The sequence below is a fragment of the Duganella sp. GW821-FHT01E12 genome, assembly GCF_059422325.1.
Window position 1 is genome coordinate 339,812 of sequence record NZ_JBWKWR010000006.1, and the last position, 22,665, is coordinate 362,476.

Genomic DNA, 22,665 nt, shown 5'->3' on the forward strand with positions numbered 1-22,665 from the left:
ACTGAGCAACATGGAACGCATCCCTCGCCCCATCAACGTGCTGGTTGTTGACGACCACCCCTTGCTGCGCATGGGGTTGGGCGAAGCCATCGCCAGCCAGGACGATATGTGCGTGGTCGGCGAGGCCGCCAACGGCCACGAAGCGGTGGAACAGTACGAGGCGCTGCGGCCGGACGTCACCATCATGGACATCGTCATGCCGGGCATGTGCGGCGTGACAGCGCTGCAGGCGATACGCGCCGCGCATCCGTCGGCGCGCGTCGTCATGCTCACCACCTACAAGGGCGACGTGCAGATCCTGCGCGCCGTGCAGGGCGGCGCCGCCGGCTTTTTGTTGAAGAGTACCTTGCGCAAGGATTTGCTCGATACGATACGCGGCGTGCACCAGGGGCAGCGCCGCATCCCGCCGGAGATCGCGATGGAACTGGCCCAGCACATGGGCCAGGGGCCGCTGAGCGCACGCGAGACGGAGGTGCTGAGTCACGCGGCCAACGGCCAGTCCAACCGCCGCATCGCCGAGCAGCTGTCGATCTCGGAAGAGACGGTGAAGGCGCACATGAAGAATGTGCTGGCCAAGCTGGCCGCGAACGATCGCACCCACGCGGTGACGATCGCCCTCAAGCGCGGCATTATGTCGATCTAGTCGGCGGCCGCGCAGGCCAGCCAAAGCAGCAGCGCGCAAGGCAGCAGCAGGCCGTTGAAGCCGGCCTGCATGAAGGCCAGCGCGCCGCTGATGCAACCCACCGCGAACGCCAGCACCGGCCCGGCCAGTTTCTTCAGGCGCGCGCCCGCTTCGGCGTCGCCGCGCAGCGTGTCCACCAGATCGATCACCAGCTGCGTCACGTTGCCGGTCATGACGGTGGTGGCGGCCACCTTCCCCAATAGCAGCTTGCCATAGGCGTTCTGCACCGCCATCGCGGCGGCGCACAGCATGCCGGTCAATAGCGTCAGCGGCGCGCTGGGCGCCTCGATGGGCGCGCCCACCCACGCGCTGGCGACGCTGCCCGCCATCAGCGCCAGCTGCAGCAGGAAGCTGTTGCGCAGCTGGCGGCTGCCGGCGCGTTCCCAGCGCAGTATCAGCAGCCGCGCCAGCGCCACCGCCAGCACGAAGACCGGGAACACCAGCAGCTTGAGCCAGATGTCCTGCGCCGGCCGCACCATCGCGCGGCCGAGCAGCACGAAGTTGCCGGTGACGTGAGCCGTGAACAATCCAAACAGGCCGATGAAACCCAGCGTATCGACGTAGCCGGCCAGGAAGCCCAGCGTCATGCTTTGTTTGTTGTCGCCCCGCTGCATCAGGCTTCCTTCTTCTGGATGTCGTGCCACGCGACCAGCAGGAACGCGCCGGCCAGACCCAGATGCTCAAAGAAGCCGTTGGCCATCATGAAGCGTTCCGGCCCCGCGATTTCCCAGAAGCGGTTGGCGACGAAGGTGGCCATCAGCGTGAACGCCGCCAGGTAGCCAGCGCCCAGCCAGCGGTAGTAGCCGCACAAGATCATCAGCGACGCGCCCAATTCGCCGGCGATCACCAGCGCGGCCATCGGGCCGGCCGGCGACAGGCCGAAGTGCCGCATCTCGCCGATGGCCGACGGGAAGTCCAGCAGCTTGTCGATGCCGCCCTGCAGATAGGCGGCGCAGATCAACAACAGGCAAATCCAGCGCAGCCACGGCGCGCGCAAAGGTTTGAATAGCGCCTCCATCACACCGCCCAGCAGGCGCAGCCCAACGCGCCCCAGAAGCTCTTCAGGTCCGACGCCGGCAGCTTGCTGGCCCACGCGCTGGCGTGCTGGTGGCCGTGGACGTTGCACTGGTTGGCGCAGCCGCAGGCGGCCTGCTGCTGGCGCAGCTGCTGCTGTTCGCGCTTGCGCCGCTCCAGTTCCTTCAGCGCGGCGCGGTTGTTGCCGATCTGTTCACCCCAGCCGGCGTAGCCGCCGAAACGCCGCACCGGCGACCAATCCGGCATGGCCGGCGGCGGCGCCTCGTCGTAGCTGGCGAATTCGCCCGCCGCGTAGACGATCTTGCCGCCGACGATGGTCAAGCGCGACGTCATGTCGGCGATCTCGCTTTCGGCGCAGGCGTAGAAGTCCTTGTCCGGCACGATCAGGTCGGCCAGCTGGCCCGCTTCGATGCGGCCCTTCTTGCCTACCTCGTTGGAGAACCAGGTGGTGTTCTCGGTCCACATGCGCAGCGCCGTCTCGCGGTCCAGGCAATTGGCGCGCGGGTACATCTGCATGCCGCCCACGGTCTTGCCGGTGATGAGCCACGACAGCGACACCCACGGGTTGTACGAGGCCACGCGGGTGGCGTCGGTGCCGGCCGAAACCTTCACGCCCGCCTCCAGTATCTTCTTGACCGGCGGCGTGGCCTCGGCCGCGCCGTGGCCATAGCGCTCGACGAAGTACTCGCCCTGGTAGGCCATGCGGTGCTGCACGGCGACGCCGCCGCCCAGCGCGGCGATGCGCTCGATCGACTGGTCGGAGATGGTCTCGGCGTGGTCGAAGAACCAGTTCAGACCCGCCAGCGGGATGTCCTGGTTGACGCGCTCGAACACGTCCAGCGCGCGGCTGATGGTCTCGTCGTAGGTGGCGTGCATGCGCCATGGCCAGCGGTTCTGCGCCAGCACGCGCACCACGCCTTCCAGGTCGTCCTCCATCGTCTCCGGCATGTCCGGGCGCGGCTGGCGGAAGTCCTCGAAGTCGGCCGCCGAGAAGGTCAGCATTTCGCCGGCGCCGTTGTGGCGGAAGTAGTCGTCGCCCTGCTGGTACTTGACGCTTTGCGTCCAGTTCAGGAAGTCCTCCTTCTCCTGCGCCGGCTTTTGCGTGAACAGGTTGTAGGCCAGGCGTATCGTCAGCTGCTTGGCGTCCGACAGCTGCTGGATCACCTGGTAGTCCTCGGGATAATTCTGGAAGCCGCCGCCGGCGTCGATGGCGCCGGTCACGCCGAGGCGATTGAGTTCACGCATGAAGTGGCGGGTCGAATTGACCTGGTATTCCAGCGGCAGCTTGGGGCCCTTGGCCAGCGTCGAATACAGGATGGCCGCATTCGGCTTGGCCAGCAGCAGGCCGGTGGGATTGCCGGCGCCGTCGCGCAGGATCTGGCCGCCGTGCGGTTCCGGCGTGTCCCTGGTGTAGCCGACGGCGCGCAAGGCGGCGCCGTTGAGCAGCGCGCGGTCGTACAGGTGCAGGATGAACACCGGGGTATCCGGCGCCACCGCGTTCAGTTCCTCGATGGTCGGCAGGCGCTTCTCGGCGAATTGATGTTCGGTGAAGCCGCCCACCACACGCACCCACTGCGGCGCCGGCGTGATCGCCACTTGCGCCTTGAGCATGGCCATCGCATCGGCCAGGCTGCGCACACCGTCCCAGCGCAGCTCCAGGTTGAAATTCAGGCCGCCGCGGATGATGTGCAGGTGGTTGTCGATCAGGCCTGGCAGCACGCGCTTGCCCTGCAGGTCGATGATCTTGGTCTGCGGGCCGGCCAGCGCCAGGATCTCGTTGGCGCGGCCCACGTGCGTGAAGCGGCCGTCCTTGATGGCGACCGCCTCGGCGTGCGGATTGCTGCGGTCCAGCGTGGTGAACAGGCCGCGGTGCAGGATCAGGTCAGGACTCATTATGCGTTCCCTTTGGTGTCGTCGTTCTTGTGCGCGGACGGCAGTTGGCCGAAGCAGTGCGGCTTGACATGCTCCTCGATCCACGAGACCTGCTTGGCCTCGGGCTGCCACAACTGCCGCAGCAGCGGCGGCAGCTGCTCGCCGAGCAGGATGCCCAGCAGCCCGACCAACGCCACCACCGGCGGCGCCGGCGAGCGCACGTTCAGGAAGCCATAGATTAATCCAACCAGCAGGCCGACGGCCAGCGACACGATATACATTTTCGACATGGGGATTTCCTCAAATTAGGGTGAAACTACATGGTCCCAGTCTAGAGAGCCGCGCAGCTTTTGCCATCACCGGTTTTGATCCCCTTTTGCTCACCCTTTTGGCATAGGCGCCGGCCCTCAGCAAAGGGGCTGGCCGCAAGCATGCAGGTCGATGATGCCGCGCTCGATCGCCCGCGTCACCGCGTGAGTGCGGTCGCTGGCGTTGAGCTTGGCCAGGATGCTCTTCATGTGCACCTTGACGGTTTCCTCCGAAATCGTCAGGTGCATTCCGATGCGCTTGTTGCTCTGCCCCGCCGCCGCCAGCTGCAGCACCTCCACTTCGCGCCTGCTCAACGCGCTCTCGTGCCAGTGCTGGGCGATCCCGCTTGCCACCGCCGGCGGTATGCAACGGCGGCCTTCATGCACGTTGCGCACGGTCGCCAGCAGCTCCTTGCGCAGCATGCTTTTCAACAGATAGCCGGAAGCGCCGGCCGCTATCGCGCGGCGCGCCAGGGCGTCGCCTTCGTAGGTAGTCAGCACCACGATACGGGCGCCCGGGAATTCGCTGCGGATGGCGATGGTGGCGTCGATGCCGTTCATGTCCGGCATCTGGATGTCCATCAGCGTGACGTCGGGCCGCAGCCGGCGATAGCACTCGATGGCCTGCAGGCCGTTGCCCGCTTCGGCCACCAGCCGCATGTCTGCTTCGGCGGCGATCACGCTGGCGATGCCCTCCCTTAGCATGGGATGATCGTCGACGCTTAGTATGGTAATCGGCGTTGTCTGGGCCGTTGTCATCGCGTTCTCACTAGTCTTGCCCGGATTGGGCAGCATGCCATAAACGCGCCGCCCCGGCCATCACCCTATCGAGGTAGCGGACGCACCCCGGATCGGGGCGTGGTGAAATCGTTAATCCAGTTTACTCTTCTGCCGCAGGACAGCAACCGATAACGGAATCACTTTGGGAGAATCAAGATGCGACTGGATACCAGAAACTGGTCACACACCGCCCATGGCGGCAACGGCACGGCTGCCGGCGCCACCGCCGACCACGATAGCAAAGTGCGCGTGCTGATCGCACACTGCGACGCCATCGTCAACGCCGGCCTGGCCGCGCTGCTCGGCGCCGAGTGCGACATGCAGGTGGCCTCGCCAACGCCGGAGGCAGGGCCGGCGCAGGCGGACGTCATCATCCTCGATCACAAGGGCGCGCTGGAATACATGCGCCAGCGCGCCAACGCGCCGCAGCACGGCGAACCGCAGGCGCGCGTGCTGATCGTGACCCAGATGGAGCGCGAATGGGAGGTGCGCACCGCGATGATGGCCGGCATCCACGGCTACCTGCTGCAGAACTGCACGGCCGACCAGTTGCCGGCGGCGGTGCGCACGGTCAGCCGGGGCATGCGCTACCTGAGCGCGGACCTGAGCCGCTGCGTGGCCGACAGCTTCACCCGCATCGACCTGACCAGCCGCGAGACCGACGTGCTGCACCTGCTGGCGCAAGGCCAGTGCAACAAGTCCATCGCGCGCGAACTGGGGATAGGCGTGGGCACCGTCAAGACCCACGTCAAGGGCCTGTTCGACAAGCTGGGCGCAACGGCGCGCACCCATGCGGTGGTGCTGGCCACCCGGCGCGGCCTGGTGGGCGAAGGCGCCATCAGCCGGCATTGAGACCCTTTCGAGATTGTCATTGGCGTATCTGGCGGAAGCGCTGTAAAATCCGCGCATGCATGCACATACACTCTCCGTAGGCACCTCACATCGCCAGACGCGCATCCAGCGCGTCGTGATGCTGTTCGTGCTGGTGTTCCTGTCGCTGCAGCTGATCGGGGCGAGCTCGCACAAGCACGCCTACACCGACACCCAGAACGATTGCGCTGCTTGCGTGGTCGCGCACATGCCGGCCGGTGTTCCGCCGCCGGCGGTTGCGGTGGTGCCGGTGGCGATGCTGGTCACCCTGCCCGCCCTCGTCCCGCAGCGTTCCATCCGGGCCCGCCGGATCGACTTCCTCACCCCGCCCTCGCACGCGCCGCCCGGCGTTGCCGCTCTCTCCTTCTGATTCGCTTTTTTCGTCACGTTTAACACGGTCGCACCTTTGCGCCCCGTGCGCGTAGCCGCGCGCCTGCCCGACCCGTTCGCGCAGGCCGGAGGCTAGCCACGCCCGAACATTCAAGGATTTACCATGCAACGCACGCCACAACTCCGCACCCTGCCACTGCTGCTGGCCGCAGCCTTCTACGCCCACCACGCCAGCGCCGCCGACGACGCGGCCGCCAGCCCCGCCGCCGCGCCGGCCAACGCCGACGGCAGCCCGATGCAGCAGGTGGAAGTGACCGCCGCCCATCTGAAGAGCGCCCGCATCGACCTGTCGCCGAACGTCGGCACCACCGTTTATTCGATCGACCGCCACATGATCGAGCAGCTGGGCCGCGGCGACAATACGCCGTTCAACGAGGTGCTGCTGCGCCTTCCGGGCGTGAGCCAGGATTCGAAAGGCTCGGGCTCCATCCACGTGCGCGACGACCACGCCAACGTGCAGTACCGCGTCAACGGCGTGCAGCTGCCGGAAAGTATCACCGGCTTCGGCCAGTCGATCGATACCCGCTTCGTCCAGCAGACCGACTTCATCACCGGCGCGCTGCCGGCGCAATTCGGCCTGCGCACCTCGGGCATCGTCGACATCCAGACCAAAGAGGGCGCGGTCAAATCCGGCGGGCGCGTCGGCGTCCTGGTGGGCGGCAACGACTACGTCGAACCGAGCGCGGAATTCTTCGGCACCCGGGGCGCCTTCAACTACTACCTGTCCGGCAGCTATCTGTCGAACGCGCAGGGCATCGAGAATCCGCTGCCGAACCGCAGCGCCCTGCACGACCGCACCAAACAAAACAAATCCTTCGGCGCACTGTCCTGGTTCCTGGACGAGCAGACCCGTTTGGGCCTGATGTTCGGCACCTACAACGGCCGCTTCCAGATTCCGAACAATCCGGGTCAGGCGCCCGGCTTCTCGCTCACCGGCCAGAGCGACGCCACCGCCGGCACCAGCAAGCTGCCGTCGGCGCAGCTGGACGAGAACCAGCGCGAGGTGAACCGCTTCCTGGTGCTGTCGTTGCAAAAGAGCGTGGGCGACCTGAATTACCAGGTCTCGGCCTTCCATCAATATTCGGAACTGCACTACATGCCGGACGCGCTGGGCGACTTGATCTACAACGGCGTGGCCTCCGATACGCTGCGCTCCAACTCCGCCAGCGGCGCGCAGTTCGACGCCAGCTATAAACTGAACGCCGGCCACACCGTGCGCGCCGGCCTGGCCTACTCGCGCCAGAACACCCACAGCGACAACGCGGTGGCGGTATTCGACACCGTCGACGGCGCGCAATCGGGCACCGATCCGCGCACCATCGTCGACAACAGCAGCAAGACCGGCAAGCTGTCCAGCTTCTACCTGCAGGACGAATGGCACATCGCCGCGCCGCTGACGTTGAACTACGGCGTACGCTTCGACAAGGTCTCGGCCTTCGTCGACGAACAGCAATGGAGCCCGCGCGTCAACCTCGCCTACCAGGTCGCCAAGGGCACGGCGCTGCACGCCGGCTATTCGCGCTACTTCACCCCGCCGCCGCAGGAGCTGGCCGCGCAATCGAGCATCGACAAATACGCCAACACCTCGAACGCGCCGCAAGTGCCGGTGTCGGACAACGTCAAGGCCGAGCGCACCAACTACTACGACATCGGCGTGAGCCACCAGTTCAACGAGCAGCTGACCGTCACCGCCGACGCCTACTACAAGAAGATCCGCAACATGCTGGACGAGGGCCAGTTCGGCCAGGCGCTGATCCTGTCGCCGTTCAACTACGACCGTGGCTACGCCAAGGGACTGGAACTGTCGGCCGTGTACAACCAGTCCAACTGGGGCGGCTTCCTCAACCTGACCACGCAGCAGGCCAAGGGACAGAACATCGTCTCCGGGCAGTCGCTGTTCGGGCCGGACGAACTGGCCTACATCGCCAACCACTACATCTACGTCGACCACGACCAGACCTACACAGTTTCGGGCGGCGCCCACTACCACTGGGGCGATTCGCAATTGAACGGCGACTTCCTGTACGGCAGCGGCTTGCGCATGACGCCCGACGGCGCCGCGCCCAACTCCGGCACGCTGCCGCACTACACCACCGTCAACCTGTCGCTGACGCACAACTGGAAGCATACGGCGATCGGCAATATCGAAGGCCGCCTCGCGCTGGTCAACGCCTTCGACAAGAGCTATCTGCTGCGCGACGGTTCCGGTGTCGGCGTGGGGGCACCGCAGCACGGCGCCCGCCGCACGCTGTATGCCGGTATTTCGGTCGGGTTCTGATTTTAGTTAGGAGTCCTTGTTAAATTGAAATCCCTGTGTATAATGCAGAGCATGGACACCAGACCTGACAAACCGTGGAAGGATACGCCCGACGTCTCGGCGCGCATCGTCACCGCTATCGGACGCATCGCCAGCGTGATGCGCTCCGGTATGTGGGAGTTCGCCACGGCCGAAAACCTGAATCCGGCGCAGGCCGAGATCCTGCAGCTGCTGCAAGGCCGCAAGCAGGGTGTGCGCCTGTCCTGGCTGGCGTCGCAGCTGTCGATCAGCGCGGCCAGTGCCAGCGATTCGGTGTCCGCTTTGGTGTCCAAGGGATTGCTGTACAAGGCCAGGGCGGAGGACGACGGCCGCGCCACCGCCCTGTTCCTGACCGACGAAGGCGCCGCCACGGCGGCCCGCATCGGCGATGCGCTGAGCTTTGCCGAAAACGCTGCCGCTGCCCTGCCCTCGGCCCAGCAGACCGAATTGTTGACCGGTCTGTTCAAGCTGATCGCCCAGCTGCAGAAGACCGAGCGCTTCCCCGAGATGCGCGCCTGCCTGTCGTGCCGGTATTTTGAGGCGAACCGCCATCCAGGCAAGGCCGCGCCGCACCACTGCGGGCTGGTGAACGCGCCGCTGTCCGTTGCGCTGCTGCGCATGGACTGCCCGGAACAGGTGCCGGCCGATCCCGCCACGCGCCAGCGCAACTGGAAGGTATTCGCCTGAGTTTTTTTTGACCATAATAGTTAGGACTCCTATTTGTTTTAACCGCAGTACTTTTTCCAACCATGAAAGGAAATACCATGAACCGCATCTCCCTCGTATCCCCCGCCGACACCACCGGCGAACGCCAACAGCTGCTGGCGCAAATCCAGGGCGCGTTCGGCGCCACGCCGAACATGTTCAAGGCCGTAGCCAATTCGACCGCCGCGCTGAAAAGCATGTGGGGCTCGTTCGGCGCGCTGGGCGGCGGCGTGATCGACGCCAAGCTGGGCGAACAGATCGCCGTCGCCATCGCCGACCGCAATGCCTGCGAATACTGCCTGGCCGCGCACACCGTCCTGGGACGCAAGGCCGGCGCCAGCGCCGAGGAGATGAGCGCGGCGCAAGCCGGCCTGTCCAGCGATGCCAAGACCGCCGCCGCGCTGCGCTTCGCCATCGCGGTCGTCAGCAACCGCGCACAGATCGACAACGAGGATGTGGAAGCGCTGCGCGTGGTCGGCTTCAGCGACGAAGCCATCGTCGAGATCATGGCCCACGTCGCGCTGAACCTGTTCACCAACTACGTCAACGTCGCCTTCAAGGTGCCGGTCGATTTCCCCGTGGTGAAACTGCGCGCCAAGTAAGGAGCTGCCATGCACACTATCGCCCCCGAACTCCAGGTCGCGGCCTGGCTGAACACCGCGCAGCCCTTGTCGTTGCGGCAGTTGCGCGGCAAGGTCGTCGCCGTCCATGTCTTCCAGATGCTGTGTCCCGGCTGCGTTTCGCACGGCATCCCGCAGGCCAAGACGATACGCAGCACTTTCGACGAACAGGACGTCGCCGTGATCGGACTGCATTCCGTCTTCGAACACCACGACGCCATGACGGCGAAAGCGCTGGAAGCCTTTGTGCACGAGTACCGCATCCAGTTTCCGGTGGCGATAGACCGGCCGGCAGCGCAGGGCGCCGTACCGCTGACGATGGCGCAGTACCAGCTACGCGGCACGCCGTCGCTGCTGCTGATCGATCGCCAGGGACGGCTGCGGCTGAACCACTTCGGCCGCGCCGAGGACATGCAAGTCGGCGCGCTGATCGGACAGCTGCTGGCCGAGCCGCCGGCGCGGGCCGAAGTACACTGCGACGATACCGCCTGTAGCATAAGGTGATCCCTGTGCCTCCCGCGCTGTCGCCCGGGAGGCACAGCGACGTATAATCCGCGATCACCGGAGAATCCCTATGCGTATCCTGAATATCCTGCTCATCGCGCTGGCTGCTGTTTTGCTGTCCAGTTGCGCTTCCATGACCAATGGCCGCAGCGTCAAGCAGACCGGCAGCATCGTCGACTACCTTTACCCGGACGCCAAGGACGCACCGTCCATGACGCCCACCGTCACGCGACTGCGGCCGCCGGTGCGGGTCGGCATCGCCTTCGTGCCCGGCGCGGGCTGGGGCAACGGCCTGCCGGAAACGGCCCGCATGAAACTGCTGGAGCGCGTGCGCGACTCCTTCTCCAAGCATCCGTACATCGGCAAGATCGAGATCATCCCGAGCCAGTACATGCGCGCCAAGGGCGGCTTCACCAACCTTGAGCAGGTGGCGCGCATGTTCGACGTCGAAGTGGTGGCCCTGCTGTCCTACGACCAGGTGCAGTTCAACGATTCCAACGCGCTGTCGATGCTGTACTGGACCATCATCGGCGCCTACGTGGTCCACGGCGACCAGTACGACGTGCAGACCATGCTCGACGCGTCGGTGTTCGATGTGCAGAGCCACAAGCTGCTGTTCCGCGCGCCCGGCACCAGCCAGGTCAAGGGCAGCGCCACCATGGCGGGCTTCAGCGAGAAGGCGCGCGCCGCGCAGACCGAGGGCTACAACGCCGCCGTCGACCAGCTGATCCCCAACCTGCAATCGGAGCTGGACAACTTCCGCGAACGCATCAAGCGCGACGCCAGCTACCAGGTCGAAAACAAGCAAGGCTACAAGGGCGGCGGTGCGATGGACTGGGCCAGCCTGGCGCTGGTAGCGCTGCTGGCAGGCCTGGCGTGGCGCCTGCGCCGCCGTGGCTGACATGCTGGAGTTCGACCGCCACGCGCTGCTGGCCGGTCAGCTCTGGCGGCTGTGGACCGGCCATCTGGTCCACTACTCGGCGCAGCATGCGCTGATCGATTTCGCGGTGGTGCTGGCCGCCGCCGTGATCGTGGTGCAGTTGAGCGCCTCGCCCGCCGCCGGCATGCGCCGCCTGCTGCTGGCGGTGGGCCTGGGCGCGCCCTTCATCTCGCTGGGCATGCTGCTGATCGCGCCGCACTGCCTGTACTACCGGGGCGCGTCCGGCATCGCCGCGATGCTGGTGGTGATGGCCGGCGGCGCGCTGTGGCCGCGCGCCACCCGCTCCATGCGCGCCGCGCTGCTGTTGATGGCCGCCACGCTGGTCGCCAAGATCGGCGCCGAAGCCGCCGGCGCAGCCCACGGCTGGTCCAATCTGCCGCCGGACGTGGTGATCGCATGGCAGGCGCACCTGCTGGGCGTGATCGCCGGCGCCTTCACGCTGCCGTTCAGGAAACCCAGGCTGCAACTGGATTAACTATCGATGTAAATCTGACTTGTTTGTGTTTCACAAGCCTCAACATTGCCGTTAATTCTTGTGTATATTGCATGGATGTAGGCATAATCGTCAGCACCGCCCAGTTGCCGCTGTTATCCGATGGAGGACGATTTGAGCATCCCTGCCCGCACCGTAATTTCCGCCAGCCTCGCAGCAGCCTTCTTCATCCCGCCCGCGTGGGCCGCCGACGACATCCCGTCGGTCGTCGTCACCGCGCAGTCCCGCAAGCAGTTCGTGCAGGACGTTCCGATGACCATCCAGGTATTGACCAACAAGGATCTCGACGCCATCGGCGCCAAGGACCTGGGCGACCTGAATGGCTACGTGCCCGGCCTGGTGGTGGACGCGTCCGAGCCGACGCAGCCCGGCTTCGGCATACGCGGCGTGCAGACGGGGGACTTCGGCATCGCCACCGATTCGCCGGTCGGCATCTACGTCGACGGCGTCTACACCGGCAAGACCGGCGGCGCGCTGATGAACTTCATCGACGTCCAGCGCATCGAAGTGATCAAGGGGCCGCAAGGCACGCTGTTCGGCCGTAACAGCGCGGCCGGCGCCATCGCCATCAGCACCAATGAGCCGGGCAAGGAGCTCGACGCGGCAGGCCACGTCAAGCTGGGCAAGTACGGCCGCGCCAACGCGGACGCGATGATGAACATCCCGATCAGCGACACCCTGGCCGCGCGGCTGGTGGCGGTGCGTTCAGGCAGCGAGGGCTGGATCGACAATACGTCCACCGGAAAAAAATCCGGCGGCGACAAGGACTGGGCCACCCGCCTCACGCTGCGCAAGGACTTCGACGCGGCCAAGCTGGTGTTCGCGTGGGAGCACGAGAACATGGAGCAGTATGGCCGTCCGGCCTTCGGCGTCGTCAAGGACCCCAGGCTGCCGCTGGGCGGCTACACCGGCGTCTACGACGCGGCCTACACCGCCAACTTCGTCGATCCCTTCAAGACGCCGCTGCAGAACGACGACCAGGGCAGCGAAGGCCGGATGTTCGACGGCGCCACGCTGCGCTTCGAGACGCCGCTGGCCGGCATGAGCTTCAGCTCCACCACCGCCTATCGCCGCTTCACCACCCACAACATCACCGACAACGACGGCGGCGCGCGGCCCGACCTGTATCTGACCACACTGGACGCCAAGCGCGCCCACAGCTTCCAGCAGGAGTTCAAGCTGTCGGGCAAAAACGATAAGCTGGACTGGATCGCGGGCCTGAGCTTCTACCACAACAACGAGCACCAGGACGCCGGCGCCTTCGTCACCACCGGCACGCTCGACACCCTCAGCCAGTTCGCCGGCGGCCAGCCGAATTTCGCCATGCTGTTCGCGGGCCTGGGCGCGGCGGGCCTGCCGGGCGTGGGCGCGGACACGGTGTTCAACTGGGACGAGACGCACTACAGCGATGTCAGGACCAAGTCGGTCTCGCTCTACGGCGACACCATCTGGCACATAACGCCGTCCACCAACGTCACCGCCGGCCTGCGCTACACGCAGGACAAGAAGCGCATGACCTGGTTCGTGCCGGGCCGCGTGTCGCCGCAGCTGGACAACTTCCTCAACAGCTTCGGGCCCTTGGCCGGGGTGGATGCTTCGACCTTCCCTTCCAATGTGATCTTCAGCACGGCGGCGCAGCTGGCGGGATCGCCCGTCACGCGCGAGAAGGACTGGACCGACTGGAGTCCGCGCCTGGTGGTGGACCATAAGCTGAACAAGGACACGCTGCTGTTCACATCCCTGTCGCGCGGCTACCAGGCCGGCGGCTTCAACATCTTCACGCCGCCCAATCCCGCCGCGCCGGCCGCCGCCGGCCAGGACCCGAGCTTCGCGCCCGAGAAGATGACCAACTTCGAAGCCGGCGTGAAGCTATCCCTGCCCGAGCTGCGCGCCACGGTCAACGCTGCGCTGTTCGCATACAAGTTCAAGAACCTGCAGGACATCCAGCTGTACAGCGTGGGCACGGTACCGACCTATAACGTGGTGTCGAGCGACCAGAAGGCGCATGGCCTGGACCTCGATGGCCGCATCCGCATCACGCCGCGCGTGACGGTGTTCGGCGGCATGGAGTACATCGACCAGACCTACACCCGCTACCAGCGCCTCGACGCCGCCGGCAACGTCACGCTGGACCTGGGCGGCCAGCCGGTGGGCACGCCGCGCATGACGGCGATGGCGGGCGTGAACGTCAACTGGGAAACGCTGGGTGGCCGCGGCAGCCTGAATTTCCAGGGCACGCATTCGACCGCGCAGCGCTGCAACAGCGACACCGCCAAGCTTCAGTGCTTGCACACCGCGCAGCTCAAGACCGGCACCGCCACCAGCAAGTTCGACCTGCGCCTGGGGTGGGACAGCCCCAGTTCGCGCTACGGCGTGGCGCTGTTGGTCAACAATGTGTTCGACCAGCGCTACATCACCAACCTGGGCGGACAAACGGAGCAATACGGCGCGCCCTATGCCTACCTGATGCCGCCGCGCGCGATCGCGCTGGAATTCCGGGCCAGCCTGTAGATGGCCAAGGCGTTCAAGCTGGCCGCCGTGACAGCAGCGGTGCTGGCCGGCGGCGCGCTGGCGCTGGCGCTGCATCCGCCGGAGCTGCTGCGGGTGGGGGCCAACTACGGCGCCAAGATGGTGTGCTCGAACGTGTTCATCGCCGGCCGCGACGCGCAGGACGTGCTGGCCGACGATGTGCAGGCGCCGGGCCATCCGGTACTCAAGCTGCTGAAGGTGCGCGTCGACAAGGAGCGCAAGCTGGTGCGCGCCGATCTGCTGGGGTTTGTCGGCAATGGCCTGGCCGTGTACCGGCCCGGCACCGGCTGCGCCGTGGCGCCGGACGGCGATGCCGGCAAGGCCGCGCTGTACACCTTCTCCCCTTTTAAAATCTGGGCGCCGTCGGCCAACGTGCCGTGGCCGACCGGATCGCTGCCGCTGACCGTGCCGGCGGTGCAGGCCTTGCTGGAGCAGGATGCGCTGGCCGGCCCCGGCATGCGCGGCGTGGCCGTGATCCACCGCGGCCGGCTGGTGGCGCAGCGCTACGGCAAGGGCTTCAACGCCGCCACGCCTTTGCTGGGCTGGTCGATCACCAAGACCGTCAGCGCGGCCCTGGTCGGCCTCCAGATCGCCGACGGCACGCTCGCGCCGCAGCACAGCGGCTTCTGGCCCGACGCCGCCGATCCGCGCGCCGCCATCACGCTGGCGCAGCTGATGGCGATGAGCAGCGGCCTGCAATTCAACGAGGGGTATGGCGACGTCTCGGATGTGACGCGCATGCTGTACCTGGAGCCGGACATGGCGGCCTACGCCGCCGCCCGGCCGCTGGCGCAGGCGCCGGGCAGCGCGTGGAACTACTCCAGCGGCACCACGCTGCTGCTGTCGCGGATCTGGCAGCGCGCGGCGGCGGCCGGCGGCAAGCAGGCGCCGACGTCGGCCGCCGTGCTGGCGCTGCCGCGCGAGCGCCTGTTCGAACCGCTGGGCATGAGCAGCGCCGTGATGGAGGCCGACGCGCGCGGCAATCTGGTCGGCTCCAGCTATATGTATGCGACCACCCAGGACTGGGCGCGCTTCGGCCAGTTCCTGCTGCAGGACGGTGTCTGGCAAGGCAAGCGCCTGCTGCCGGAGGGCTTCGTGGCAGGCATGCAGCAGGTGGCGCCGGCTTCCGGCGGCCAGTACGGACAGGGGCAGCTCTGGCGCTGGGGGCCGCCCGGCGCCACACCGGAGGGACAGGACCCGGACCCGCCGTTCAAGCTGCCCGCCGATACCTACTGGCTGGAAGGCCACGACGGCCAGACCATCACCGTCGTGCCGTCGAGGGAGCTGGTGGTGGTGCGTCTGGGCCTGACGCCGGATCGCTTGCGCTATCAACCGCAGGCGCTGGTGGCCGCCGTGCTCAAGGCGCTGGAATGACGGCGGCGCAGGGCATGGTGCCTTACAGCCTGCTGCGCCACCAGGGGCCGATGCTGCGGGCCAGCGCCGGCATGCTGCTGCAGGCGGCCGGCCGCGCGCTGCTGCCGCCGCGCCAGGAGGCGGCGGGCGGAACGCGGCGGCACGCCGTCGCGCCCATCGAGCGCCGCATCGCCGCGCCGCCGGCGCAGCTGGCCGGCCATTACATCCGCTGGTGCGGCGCGGCCGGACGCTATGACGGCGAACTGCCGTCGCACATGGTGTCGCAATGGAGCCTGCCGCTGGTGAGCGCGCTGCTGATGCAGCTGCCCTACCCCCTCACCGGCATCATCAACCAGGGCGTATCGATGAAGGTGCACGGCCCGCTGCCGCGCGCCACGCCGCTGGTGCTGCGCGCCTCGCTCGAGCAGCTCACGCATGCGGATGGCTGGGCCAGGATCGTGGTGGCCGTCCTCACCGGAACGGCGCAGCAGGCCTGCCTGGTGGAGACCCGGCTGCACCTGCGCGTGCGCGTGCCAGGTGCGCGCAGCGCTGGCGCGGCGCCGGCGCGGCCGCCCGATCCCGCGTGGCACACGGCGGGCAGCTGGCGCGCCGAAGCCGGCGACGGCCTGCGCTTCGCGCTGCTGACCGGCGACTTCAATCCCATCCACTGGTGCGGGCCGCTGGCGCGCCGCTCGCTGTTCGGCGGCCTGGTGCTGCACGGCTTCGGCAGCCTGGCGCGCAGCGTCGAAGCGCTGGCGCCGGGTAGCTGGAGCGAGCTTGACGTGCGCTTCCTGCGTCCGGTGGCGCTGCCCAGCGGCGCGCTGTCGGTGCAACTGGCGCAGCCGGCCGACGCCGACGGCTGGCGCGCGCTGCGCCTGGCCGGCAGCGGCGGCACCGTGCATCTGGCAGGACGGCTGCGTTGACGCGTAACCGTTGCGTGGCGCCGCCGGCCGGTGTATCGTCAGCGCAGTTCAACCAACACCTGGGGATGCGACGATGACGATACTGATACTGGGCTTGCTGATCTTCCTCGGACTGCACTCAGTCCGCATCTTCGCCGACGGCTGGCGCACCGCCATGCGCGAGCGCCTGGGCGGGAACGCCTGGAAGGGTGTGTATTCGCTGCTGTCGCTGGCCAGCTTCGGGCTGCTGTTGTGGGGCTACAGCCTGGCGCGCCAGCAACCGGTGGTGGTGTGGTCGCCGCCGCCGTTCATGCGGCACATCGCCGCGCCGCTGATGGTGCTGTCCTTCATCCTGCTGGTGGCGGCCTATGTGCCGCGCAACGGCATCAAGGCGCGCCTGCATCATCCGATGACGCTGGCCGTCAAGGTGTGGGCGCTGGCCCACCTGCTGGCCAACGGCACGCTGCACGACATCGTCCTGTTCGGCAGCTTCCTGGCGTGGTCGGTGCTGCTGTTCCGCTCGGCCCGCAGGCGCGACGCCGCCGCCGGCACCGTCTACCTGGCCGGCAAGGGCGTGGCGACGGCGGTCACGGTGGTGGCGGGGATTGCGGTGTCGGTGGTGTTTGCCCACTGGCTGCACCGGATGCTGATCGGCGTGAGCCCGTTCTGAACGCTCAGCGGCATTTGCCCCGGATCACCGCCGCGATCACCCACGGCAGCGAGTACGGCCCCACCACCGCGACCGGGCCGATATGGGCCGGCTGCAGCTTGAGCGCGTCGTCGTGCAGGCAGTCCGGCACCTTGGCCTGCTCGAAGGCGGCGCTCATCTTGTCGTGCATGCTGGGCGCGGTGCTGCCGTAGACGCCGGCCGCGCCCGTGGCCGGCGCCACCGGCTGCGGTTCCGCGACGATAATCTCGCGCACGGCCTTGCGGATCAACTCGTCGGACAGCGGGGGCGGCCGGCTCAGGTCGCCCGCGAGCGGCTCGCCCGGCTTGGCGGCCGGCGCCTCCGGCAGCGCCCACGTGGCCGGCGGCACGGCTGCCAGACAGGCCGCTACGACGATTCCCCTCATCCGGCCTCCACTTGCGATTCGGTCTCCCGGCCCGCCACGCGCACGGTGTTGCGCCCGCCCTGCTTGGCTGCGTACAGCAGGGTGTCGGCCTGCTTGAGCCAGTCGGCCGGAGTGCTGCGCTTGTCCATGTGCGCCACGCCGATCGACACCGTCAACGGATGGCCGTCGATCAGCGTGGCGGCGGCCACGGCGGCCCGCAGGTTCTCGGCCAGCCGGCTGGCCGCGGCCAGCTCGGCGCCGTTGGCGATCACCGCGAATTCCTCGCCGCCGTAGCGGAACAGGCGGTCGGTCGAGCGCGTGTGCAGGCGCATCACGTCGCACAGCCGCCGCAGCGCCTGGTCGCCGGCCGCGTGGCCGTACAGGTCGTTGACCTGCTTGAAATGGTCCAGGTCCAGCAACAGCAGGCACGCCGGCAGCTGCGGGCGGCGCTCGTCGGCGTGGTCGGCCAGCTTGCGGTCGAGCGCGCGGCGGTTGCCCACGCCGGTCAGGAAATCCAGCTCGACCTCGGTGTGCAGCGCCTTGTTCTGCTCGCCCGTGCGGTAGGCGAAGATATAGGCGAACAGGTTGACCAGGCCGATGGTGACGACGATGGTCAGCAGGTTCAGCACCGCCATCTGCGTCATCAAAATGGCCACCAGCGCCACCAGCGTGACGCTGTTGATCGCCACCGCCACCCGCGGCCGCAGCACGAAGTAGCAGGCGATCATGGTCGGGTAGACCCAGTAGATCAGCGACACGCCGCGCAGGTGCACGGTGGCCAGCAGGCCGGCCGAATAGAACAGCGTGACGCAGAAGCCGGCGACGCGGTGGCGGCCGGTGCGCCACACGTGCACGATCACCGCCAGCATGGCCAGCACCAGCGCCATGTCGACCGCCGCCGACAGCCACTGGCGCTGCACCAGCCGGTACACGCCGAACGGCAGGATGCTGGGGACGGTCAGCGCGCACAACAGCATCAGGATCACTTCCTCGATGCTGCGCTTGCGCTGCCCGGGCAGCCAGCCGAAGCGGCGGCCCGCGCCCTGGTTCATGCCGGACACCTCCTGCGGCTTCAGGTCGGCTGGCCGGCGGGGGCCGGTGCTGCGCCGCCGTGCCCTGCCGCATGCGGGTCGACATGCGGGTCGGCCTGCGGATCGGCCTTGTGCTGGCCGGACAGGAACATATACATGGCCGGCACCACGAACAGCGTGAACAAGGTGCCGATCGACAGGCCGGTGAAGATCACCAGGCCCATCGCGTGGCGCCCGGCCGCGCCGGCGCCGGAGGCCACCACCAGCGGCACCACGCCGAACACCATGGCGGCCGTGGTCATCAGGATGGGGCGCAGCCGGGTGGCGGCGGCCTCCTCGATGGCCTCGCGCTTGCTCTTGCCGGCGGTGCGCAGGTGGTTGGCCACCTCCACGATCAGAATGCCGTGCTTGGAGATCAGCCCCATCAGCGTCACCAGCCCGACCTGGGTGTAGATGTTGATCGAGGCGAAGCCGAGGAAGATGAAGGTCATCGCGCCGAACAGCGCCATCGGCACCGAGAACAGGATCACGACCGGATCGCGGAAGCTCTCGAACTGCGCCGCCAGCGCCAGGAACACGATGATGACGGCGAACGCCATCGTCACCAGGAAGCCGCCCGATTCGCTCATGAACTGGCGCGAGCCGCCCGAGTAGTCCACCGTGTAGCCGGTCGGCGCCACTTCCTTGACAGTGTTGCGCAGGTATTCCAGGATCTCGCCCTGCGAGGCGCCGGTGACGCCGGCGATGGTGGCCGAGTTGAGCTGCTGGAAGCGGGTCACCGATTCCGGCTGCACGCTGTACTTGATGCTGGCCACGGTGCTGGCCGGGATCATGGCGCCGCTCGGGGTCTTGATGTAGAAGTCCAGCACGTCCGACGGGTTGAGGCGGTCGACCTGCTGCACCTGCGGGATCACCTTGTACGAGCGGCCCGAGATCGAGAAGTAGTTGACGTAGCCGCCGCCCAGCGCCGCGCCCATGGCGTTGCCGAAGTCCTGCTGCGTCAGGCCCAGCGTGGCCAGCTTGTCGCGGTCGACCTCGACGCGCGCCTGCGGCGAATCGATCTTCAGGTCGACGTCGGCGAAGTAGAACTTGTTGTCCTTGCGCGCCTTGTCGAGCACCGCCTGCGCCACCGTGTTGAGGTTCTCGAACGGTTCGGTGGTGGTGATGACGAACTGCACCGGCAAGCCCGAGCTGCCCGGCAGCGGCGGGAACTGGAAGGCCGCCACGCGGCCGCCGGCCACATGGCTCCACTTCTGCTGCAGCTCCTGCTGGATCTCGTGCGCCGAGCGCGAACGCTTGTCCCACGACTTGAACAGCACGCCGCCGATGCCGGCGTTGGTGGTCGGCACGCCGGTGATCTGGAACATCTGCTCGTACTCGGGCAGCGAGTGCGAGATGTCGAAGATCTGCTTGGCGTAGGCCTGCATCTGGTCCGAGGTGGCGGTCGGCGCGCCGACCACCTGCGACAGCACGATGCCCTGGTCCTCCTCCGGCGCCAGCTCGGACTGCGACATCTTGAACATCAGGCCCAGCAGCAGGCTGAGGATGACGCCCAGCACAATCAGCACCGGCCAGGTGTTGAGCAGGCTGTGCAGCAAACGCAGGTAGCCGTTGTGGACCTTCTCGAACACCTTGTCGATGGCCTTGACGAAGCGGCCCTCGTCCTGCTTGGCGTCGAAGAAGTGGCCGCACATCATCGGCGACAGGGTCAGCGCGACGATGCCCGACACCGCCACCGCGCCGGCCAGCGTGAAGGCGAACTCGGTGAACAGCGCACCGGTCAGGCCGCCCTGGAAGCCGATCGGCACGTACACGGCGATCAGCACCACCGTCATCGCCAGGATCGGGCTGCCCAGCTCGCGCGCGGCGATGATGGCGGCGTCGAAGGGCTTGATGCCCTCCTTCATGTGGCGGTCGACGTTCTCGACCACGATGATGGCGTCGTCCACCACCAGGCCGATGGCCAGCACGATGGCCAGCAGGGTCAAGAGGTTGATCGAGTAGCCCAGCATCAGCATCACGAAGAAGGTGCCCACCAGCGACAGCGGCATGGCGATCACCGGCACGATCACCGCGCGGAAGCTGCCCAGGAACAGGTAGATGACGATGGTGACGATGATCAGCGCCTCGACCAGGGTCTTGACCACCTCGTCGATGGAGGTGTTGATGAACTCGGTCGAGTCGTAGACGATCTCGCCGGTCAGGCCGTTCGGCAGCTGTTCCTTGATCGGCGGGAAGGCCTCGCGCACGCGCTTGGCCACGTCCAGGATGTTGGCCTCGGGCGCGACCTTGATGCCGATGAACACCGAGCGCACGCCGCTGAAGGCGACGTTGAAGTCATAGTTCTCCGAGCCCAGCGTGACGGTGGCGATGTCCTCCAGGTGGACGATGGCGCCGCCCACCTGCTTGACGGCCAGCGCCTTGAACTCGTCGACCGTGTGCAGGTCGGTGCCGGCAGTCAGCGGCACGGTCACCATCTGGCCCTTGGAGGCGCCCAGGCCGGTCAGGTAGTTGTTCTGCGCCAGCGCCGCGCTGACGTCGGTCGCGGTGACGCCGTGCGCGGCCATCTTGTTGGCGTCCAGCCAGGCGCGCAGCGCGAACTGGCGCGCGCCCAGCAGCTCGGCGGTCTGCACGCCCTGGATCGAGTCCAGCTTGGGCTTGACCACGCGCGCCAGGAAATCGGTGACGTTGTTGGTGGGCAGCGTGTCGCTGTAGAAGCCCATGTACATGGCGTCGGTGGTCTGGCCGGTCTGCACCGTCAGCACCGGCTGCTGCGCCTGCTGCGGCAGCTGGTTGCGCACCGAGTTGACCTGGGTGGTGATCTCGGTCAGCGCGCGGTTGGAATCGTAGTTCAGCCGCAGGGTGGCGGTGATCACCGACACGCCGCTGTTGGACGACGAGGACAGGTAGTCGATGCCCTGCGCCTGCGCGATGGCCGATTCCAGCGGCTGCGTGATGAAGCCGGCCACGGTGGAGGCGTCGGCGCCGTAGTAGGTGGTGGAGATGGTCACCACCGCGTTCTGCGTCTTCGGATACTGGTTGATCGGCAGGCTGAACAGCGAGCGCAGGCCCAGCACCACGATCAGCAGGCTGACCACGCTGGCCAGCACCGGCCGCTTGATGAAGATGTCGGTGAAATTCATGGCGCGCCTTCCCTTAGTGTTCCTGCGGCGTCGGATTCGGGTTGTTGGCCGGCTGCACCTTGTTGTCGATCACGGCCGGCGTGCCGTTCTTCAGTTTCAACTGGCCGCTGGTGACCACGGTCTGGCCCTCCTTCAGGCCGGTGAGGATGGCGACCTGGTCGCCGCGGGTGGGACCGGTGGTGACGAACACCTGCTGCGCCACCAGGTGGGCGTTGCCCTTGTCGTCCTTGAGCGCGTCCTTGGCGTTGGCCGGCGGCGGCGCCAGCACGAACACGGTCGAGCCGTACGGGTTGTAGGTGATGGCCGTCTGCGGCAGCGTCAGGTATTTCTTCTTGTCGCCCTGGTCCAGGCTGACGTTGGCGAACATGCCCGGCAGCAGCTGGCGCTTGGCGTTGGGCACGGTGGCCTCGACCTGCACGTTGCGCGTGGCGCTGTCGACCTTGGGGCTGATCGAGGTGACCTTGCCGGGGAAGGCCACGCCCGGCCAGGCGTCGCTGCTCAGGTTGAGCTTCTGGCCGATGGACAGGCCGGCCAGCTGCTTCTGCGGCACGAAGAAATCGATATAAACGGTATCGATGGTTTGCAGCGTGACCAGCTTGTCGCCCGGATTGAGGTACTGGCCGGGATTGACGGCGGTGATGCCCAGCTTGCCGGCGAACGGCGCGCGGATGGTCTTCTTGTCGACCACGGCCTGCTGCTGCGCGGCCAGCGCCTTGCGGCTCTTGAGGTCGGCCTCGTCGTTGTCGAGCTGGGCCTGGCTGATGGCCTGGGCGGCCAGCTGCAGCTTGTCGCGCTTGAGCACGGTGGCCGACAGGTCGGCGGCGGCCTGCAGCGCGCGCAGCTGGGCGATGTCGGCGTCGGCGTTCATCTCGATCAGCACCTGGCCGGCCTTGACCTCGTCGCCGGACTTGAAGTGCACCTGGCGCACCAGGCCGGCGATCTCGGTGGTGACGTCGACCCCGCGCACCGGCACCAGCGTGCCGACCGAATTCAGTTGCGGCTGCCATTCCGACACCTCGGCCTTGATCGCCGTGACGGTCTGCGCGCCAGGCTTGGGCGAGTTGGCGATCAGCTGCTTGATCTGCAAATATTTGCCGAACGCCAGCACGGCGATCAGGACAAGGACGGCGCCTATCATGATGAACATACGCTTGGTCATG

At 67.1% G+C, this 22,665-nt stretch carries 22 protein-coding genes; 13 read left to right on the forward strand and 9 right to left on the reverse strand.

Features of this window, described 5'->3' with window-relative positions; translation table 11 throughout:
• The first annotated feature begins 10 nt into the window (after nt 1-10).
• Nucleotides 11-643, forward strand: coding sequence for a response regulator (locus AC07WS_RS19165; protein ID WP_494730610.1), 633 nt, complete (start codon nt 11-13; stop codon nt 641-643).
• Here AC07WS_RS19165 and AC07WS_RS19170 read toward each other — a convergent pair.
• The 5 genes from AC07WS_RS19170 to AC07WS_RS19190 form a co-directional block, all read right to left on the reverse strand.
• Complete coding sequence (locus AC07WS_RS19170) at nt 640-1,296, reverse strand: YoaK family protein (protein ID WP_494730611.1); 657 nt, start codon at nt 1,294-1,296, stop codon at nt 640-642. The two genes, AC07WS_RS19165 and AC07WS_RS19170, sit on opposite strands and share 4 nt — an antisense overlap.
• Nucleotides 1,296-1,700 (reverse strand): DoxX family protein, encoded by a 405-nt coding sequence (locus AC07WS_RS19175; RefSeq protein ID WP_494730612.1) that lies wholly within the window; start codon nt 1,698-1,700, stop codon nt 1,296-1,298. The genes AC07WS_RS19170 and AC07WS_RS19175 overlap by 1 nt, the downstream gene beginning before the upstream one ends.
• Complete coding sequence (locus AC07WS_RS19180) at nt 1,700-3,610, reverse strand: amidohydrolase (protein WP_494730613.1); 1,911 nt, start codon at nt 3,608-3,610, stop codon at nt 1,700-1,702. Before AC07WS_RS19180 ends, AC07WS_RS19175 begins: the two co-directional genes overlap by 1 nt.
• Nucleotides 3,610-3,879, reverse strand: coding sequence for a DUF1427 family protein (locus AC07WS_RS19185; protein ID WP_494730614.1), 270 nt, complete (start codon nt 3,877-3,879; stop codon nt 3,610-3,612). Before AC07WS_RS19185 ends, AC07WS_RS19180 begins: the two co-directional genes overlap by 1 nt.
• Before the next feature lie 117 nt (nt 3,880-3,996).
• Complete coding sequence (locus AC07WS_RS19190) at nt 3,997-4,692, reverse strand: response regulator (protein ID WP_494730615.1); 696 nt, start codon at nt 4,690-4,692, stop codon at nt 3,997-3,999.
• A 141-nt stretch (nt 4,693-4,833) separates the two neighbouring features.
• Here AC07WS_RS19190 and AC07WS_RS19195 point away from each other — a divergent pair, with 141 nt between their 5' ends.
• The 12 genes from AC07WS_RS19195 (at nt 4,834) to AC07WS_RS19250 (ending at nt 16,949) form a co-directional block, all read left to right on the forward strand.
• Nucleotides 4,834-5,529, forward strand: a complete 696-nt coding sequence (locus AC07WS_RS19195; protein WP_494730616.1) for a response regulator transcription factor — start codon at nt 4,834-4,836, stop codon at nt 5,527-5,529.
• A gap of 118 nt (nt 5,530-5,647) precedes the next feature.
• The gene (locus AC07WS_RS19200; RefSeq protein WP_494730617.1) at nt 5,648-5,917 is read left to right on the forward strand and encodes a hypothetical protein; all 270 of its coding nucleotides are present in this window, start codon (nt 5,648-5,650) and stop codon (nt 5,915-5,917) included.
• Nucleotides 5,918-6,040: 123 nt separating this feature from the next.
• Entirely contained in the window at nt 6,041-8,215 is a 2,175-nt protein-coding gene (locus AC07WS_RS19205) for a TonB-dependent receptor (RefSeq protein WP_494730618.1), read from the forward strand.
• A 51-nt stretch (nt 8,216-8,266) separates the two neighbouring features.
• A complete protein-coding gene (locus tag AC07WS_RS19210) occupies nt 8,267-8,920 on the forward strand; it encodes a MarR family winged helix-turn-helix transcriptional regulator (protein ID WP_494730619.1) in 654 nt (217 codons plus the stop codon).
• Between the two features lie 77 nt (nt 8,921-8,997).
• Complete coding sequence (locus tag AC07WS_RS19215; RefSeq protein ID WP_494730620.1) at nt 8,998-9,540, forward strand: carboxymuconolactone decarboxylase family protein; 543 nt, start codon at nt 8,998-9,000, stop codon at nt 9,538-9,540.
• Between the two features lie 9 nt (nt 9,541-9,549).
• Nucleotides 9,550-10,062 (forward strand): redoxin domain-containing protein, encoded by a 513-nt coding sequence (locus AC07WS_RS19220; RefSeq protein ID WP_494730621.1) that lies wholly within the window; start codon nt 9,550-9,552, stop codon nt 10,060-10,062.
• A 70-nt stretch (nt 10,063-10,132) separates the two neighbouring features.
• Nucleotides 10,133-10,963 (forward strand): rhombotarget lipoprotein, encoded by an 831-nt coding sequence (gene rhlP / locus AC07WS_RS19225; protein WP_494730622.1) that lies wholly within the window; start codon nt 10,133-10,135, stop codon nt 10,961-10,963.
• A 1-nt stretch (nt 10,964) separates the two neighbouring features.
• The gene (rrtA, locus tag AC07WS_RS19230; RefSeq protein ID WP_494730666.1) at nt 10,965-11,477 is read left to right on the forward strand and encodes a rhombosortase; all 513 of its coding nucleotides are present in this window, start codon (nt 10,965-10,967) and stop codon (nt 11,475-11,477) included.
• Between the two features lie 132 nt (nt 11,478-11,609).
• Nucleotides 11,610-14,006, forward strand: coding sequence for a TonB-dependent receptor (locus tag AC07WS_RS19235; RefSeq protein ID WP_494730623.1), 2,397 nt, complete (start codon nt 11,610-11,612; stop codon nt 14,004-14,006).
• The gene (locus tag AC07WS_RS19240; RefSeq protein ID WP_494730624.1) at nt 14,007-15,398 is read left to right on the forward strand and encodes a serine hydrolase domain-containing protein; all 1,392 of its coding nucleotides are present in this window, start codon (nt 14,007-14,009) and stop codon (nt 15,396-15,398) included. It begins immediately after the preceding gene.
• On the forward strand, nt 15,395-16,300 hold the full coding sequence (locus AC07WS_RS19245) for a MaoC family dehydratase (protein WP_494730625.1): 906 nt from the start codon (nt 15,395-15,397) through the stop codon (nt 16,298-16,300). The genes AC07WS_RS19240 and AC07WS_RS19245 overlap by 4 nt, the downstream gene beginning before the upstream one ends.
• Before the next feature lie 73 nt (nt 16,301-16,373).
• Nucleotides 16,374-16,949, forward strand: a complete 576-nt coding sequence (locus tag AC07WS_RS19250) for an NnrU family protein (protein WP_494730626.1) — start codon at nt 16,374-16,376, stop codon at nt 16,947-16,949.
• Between the two features lie 4 nt (nt 16,950-16,953).
• Here AC07WS_RS19250 and AC07WS_RS19255 read toward each other — a convergent pair whose 3' ends face one another.
• Genes AC07WS_RS19255 through AC07WS_RS19270 form a run of 4 tightly spaced genes read right to left on the reverse strand, consistent with a single transcriptional unit; the run spans nt 16,954 to nt 22,664 of the window.
• Nucleotides 16,954-17,352 carry a hypothetical protein gene (locus AC07WS_RS19255; protein ID WP_494730627.1) on the reverse strand — a complete coding sequence of 133 codons (399 nt, stop codon included), beginning with the start codon at nt 17,350-17,352 and terminating at the stop codon, nt 16,954-16,956.
• Nucleotides 17,349-18,383, reverse strand: coding sequence for a GGDEF domain-containing protein (locus tag AC07WS_RS19260; RefSeq protein WP_494730628.1), 1,035 nt, complete (start codon nt 18,381-18,383; stop codon nt 17,349-17,351). Before AC07WS_RS19260 ends, AC07WS_RS19255 begins: the two co-directional genes overlap by 4 nt.
• Nucleotides 18,384-18,403: 20 nt before the next feature.
• Nucleotides 18,404-21,505, reverse strand: a complete 3,102-nt coding sequence (locus tag AC07WS_RS19265; protein ID WP_494730629.1) for an efflux RND transporter permease subunit — start codon at nt 21,503-21,505, stop codon at nt 18,404-18,406.
• Nucleotides 21,506-21,518: 13 nt separating this feature from the next.
• Nucleotides 21,519-22,664 (reverse strand): efflux RND transporter periplasmic adaptor subunit, encoded by a 1,146-nt coding sequence (locus AC07WS_RS19270; RefSeq protein WP_494730630.1) that lies wholly within the window; start codon nt 22,662-22,664, stop codon nt 21,519-21,521.
• Between the last annotated feature and the right edge of the window lies 1 nt (nt 22,665).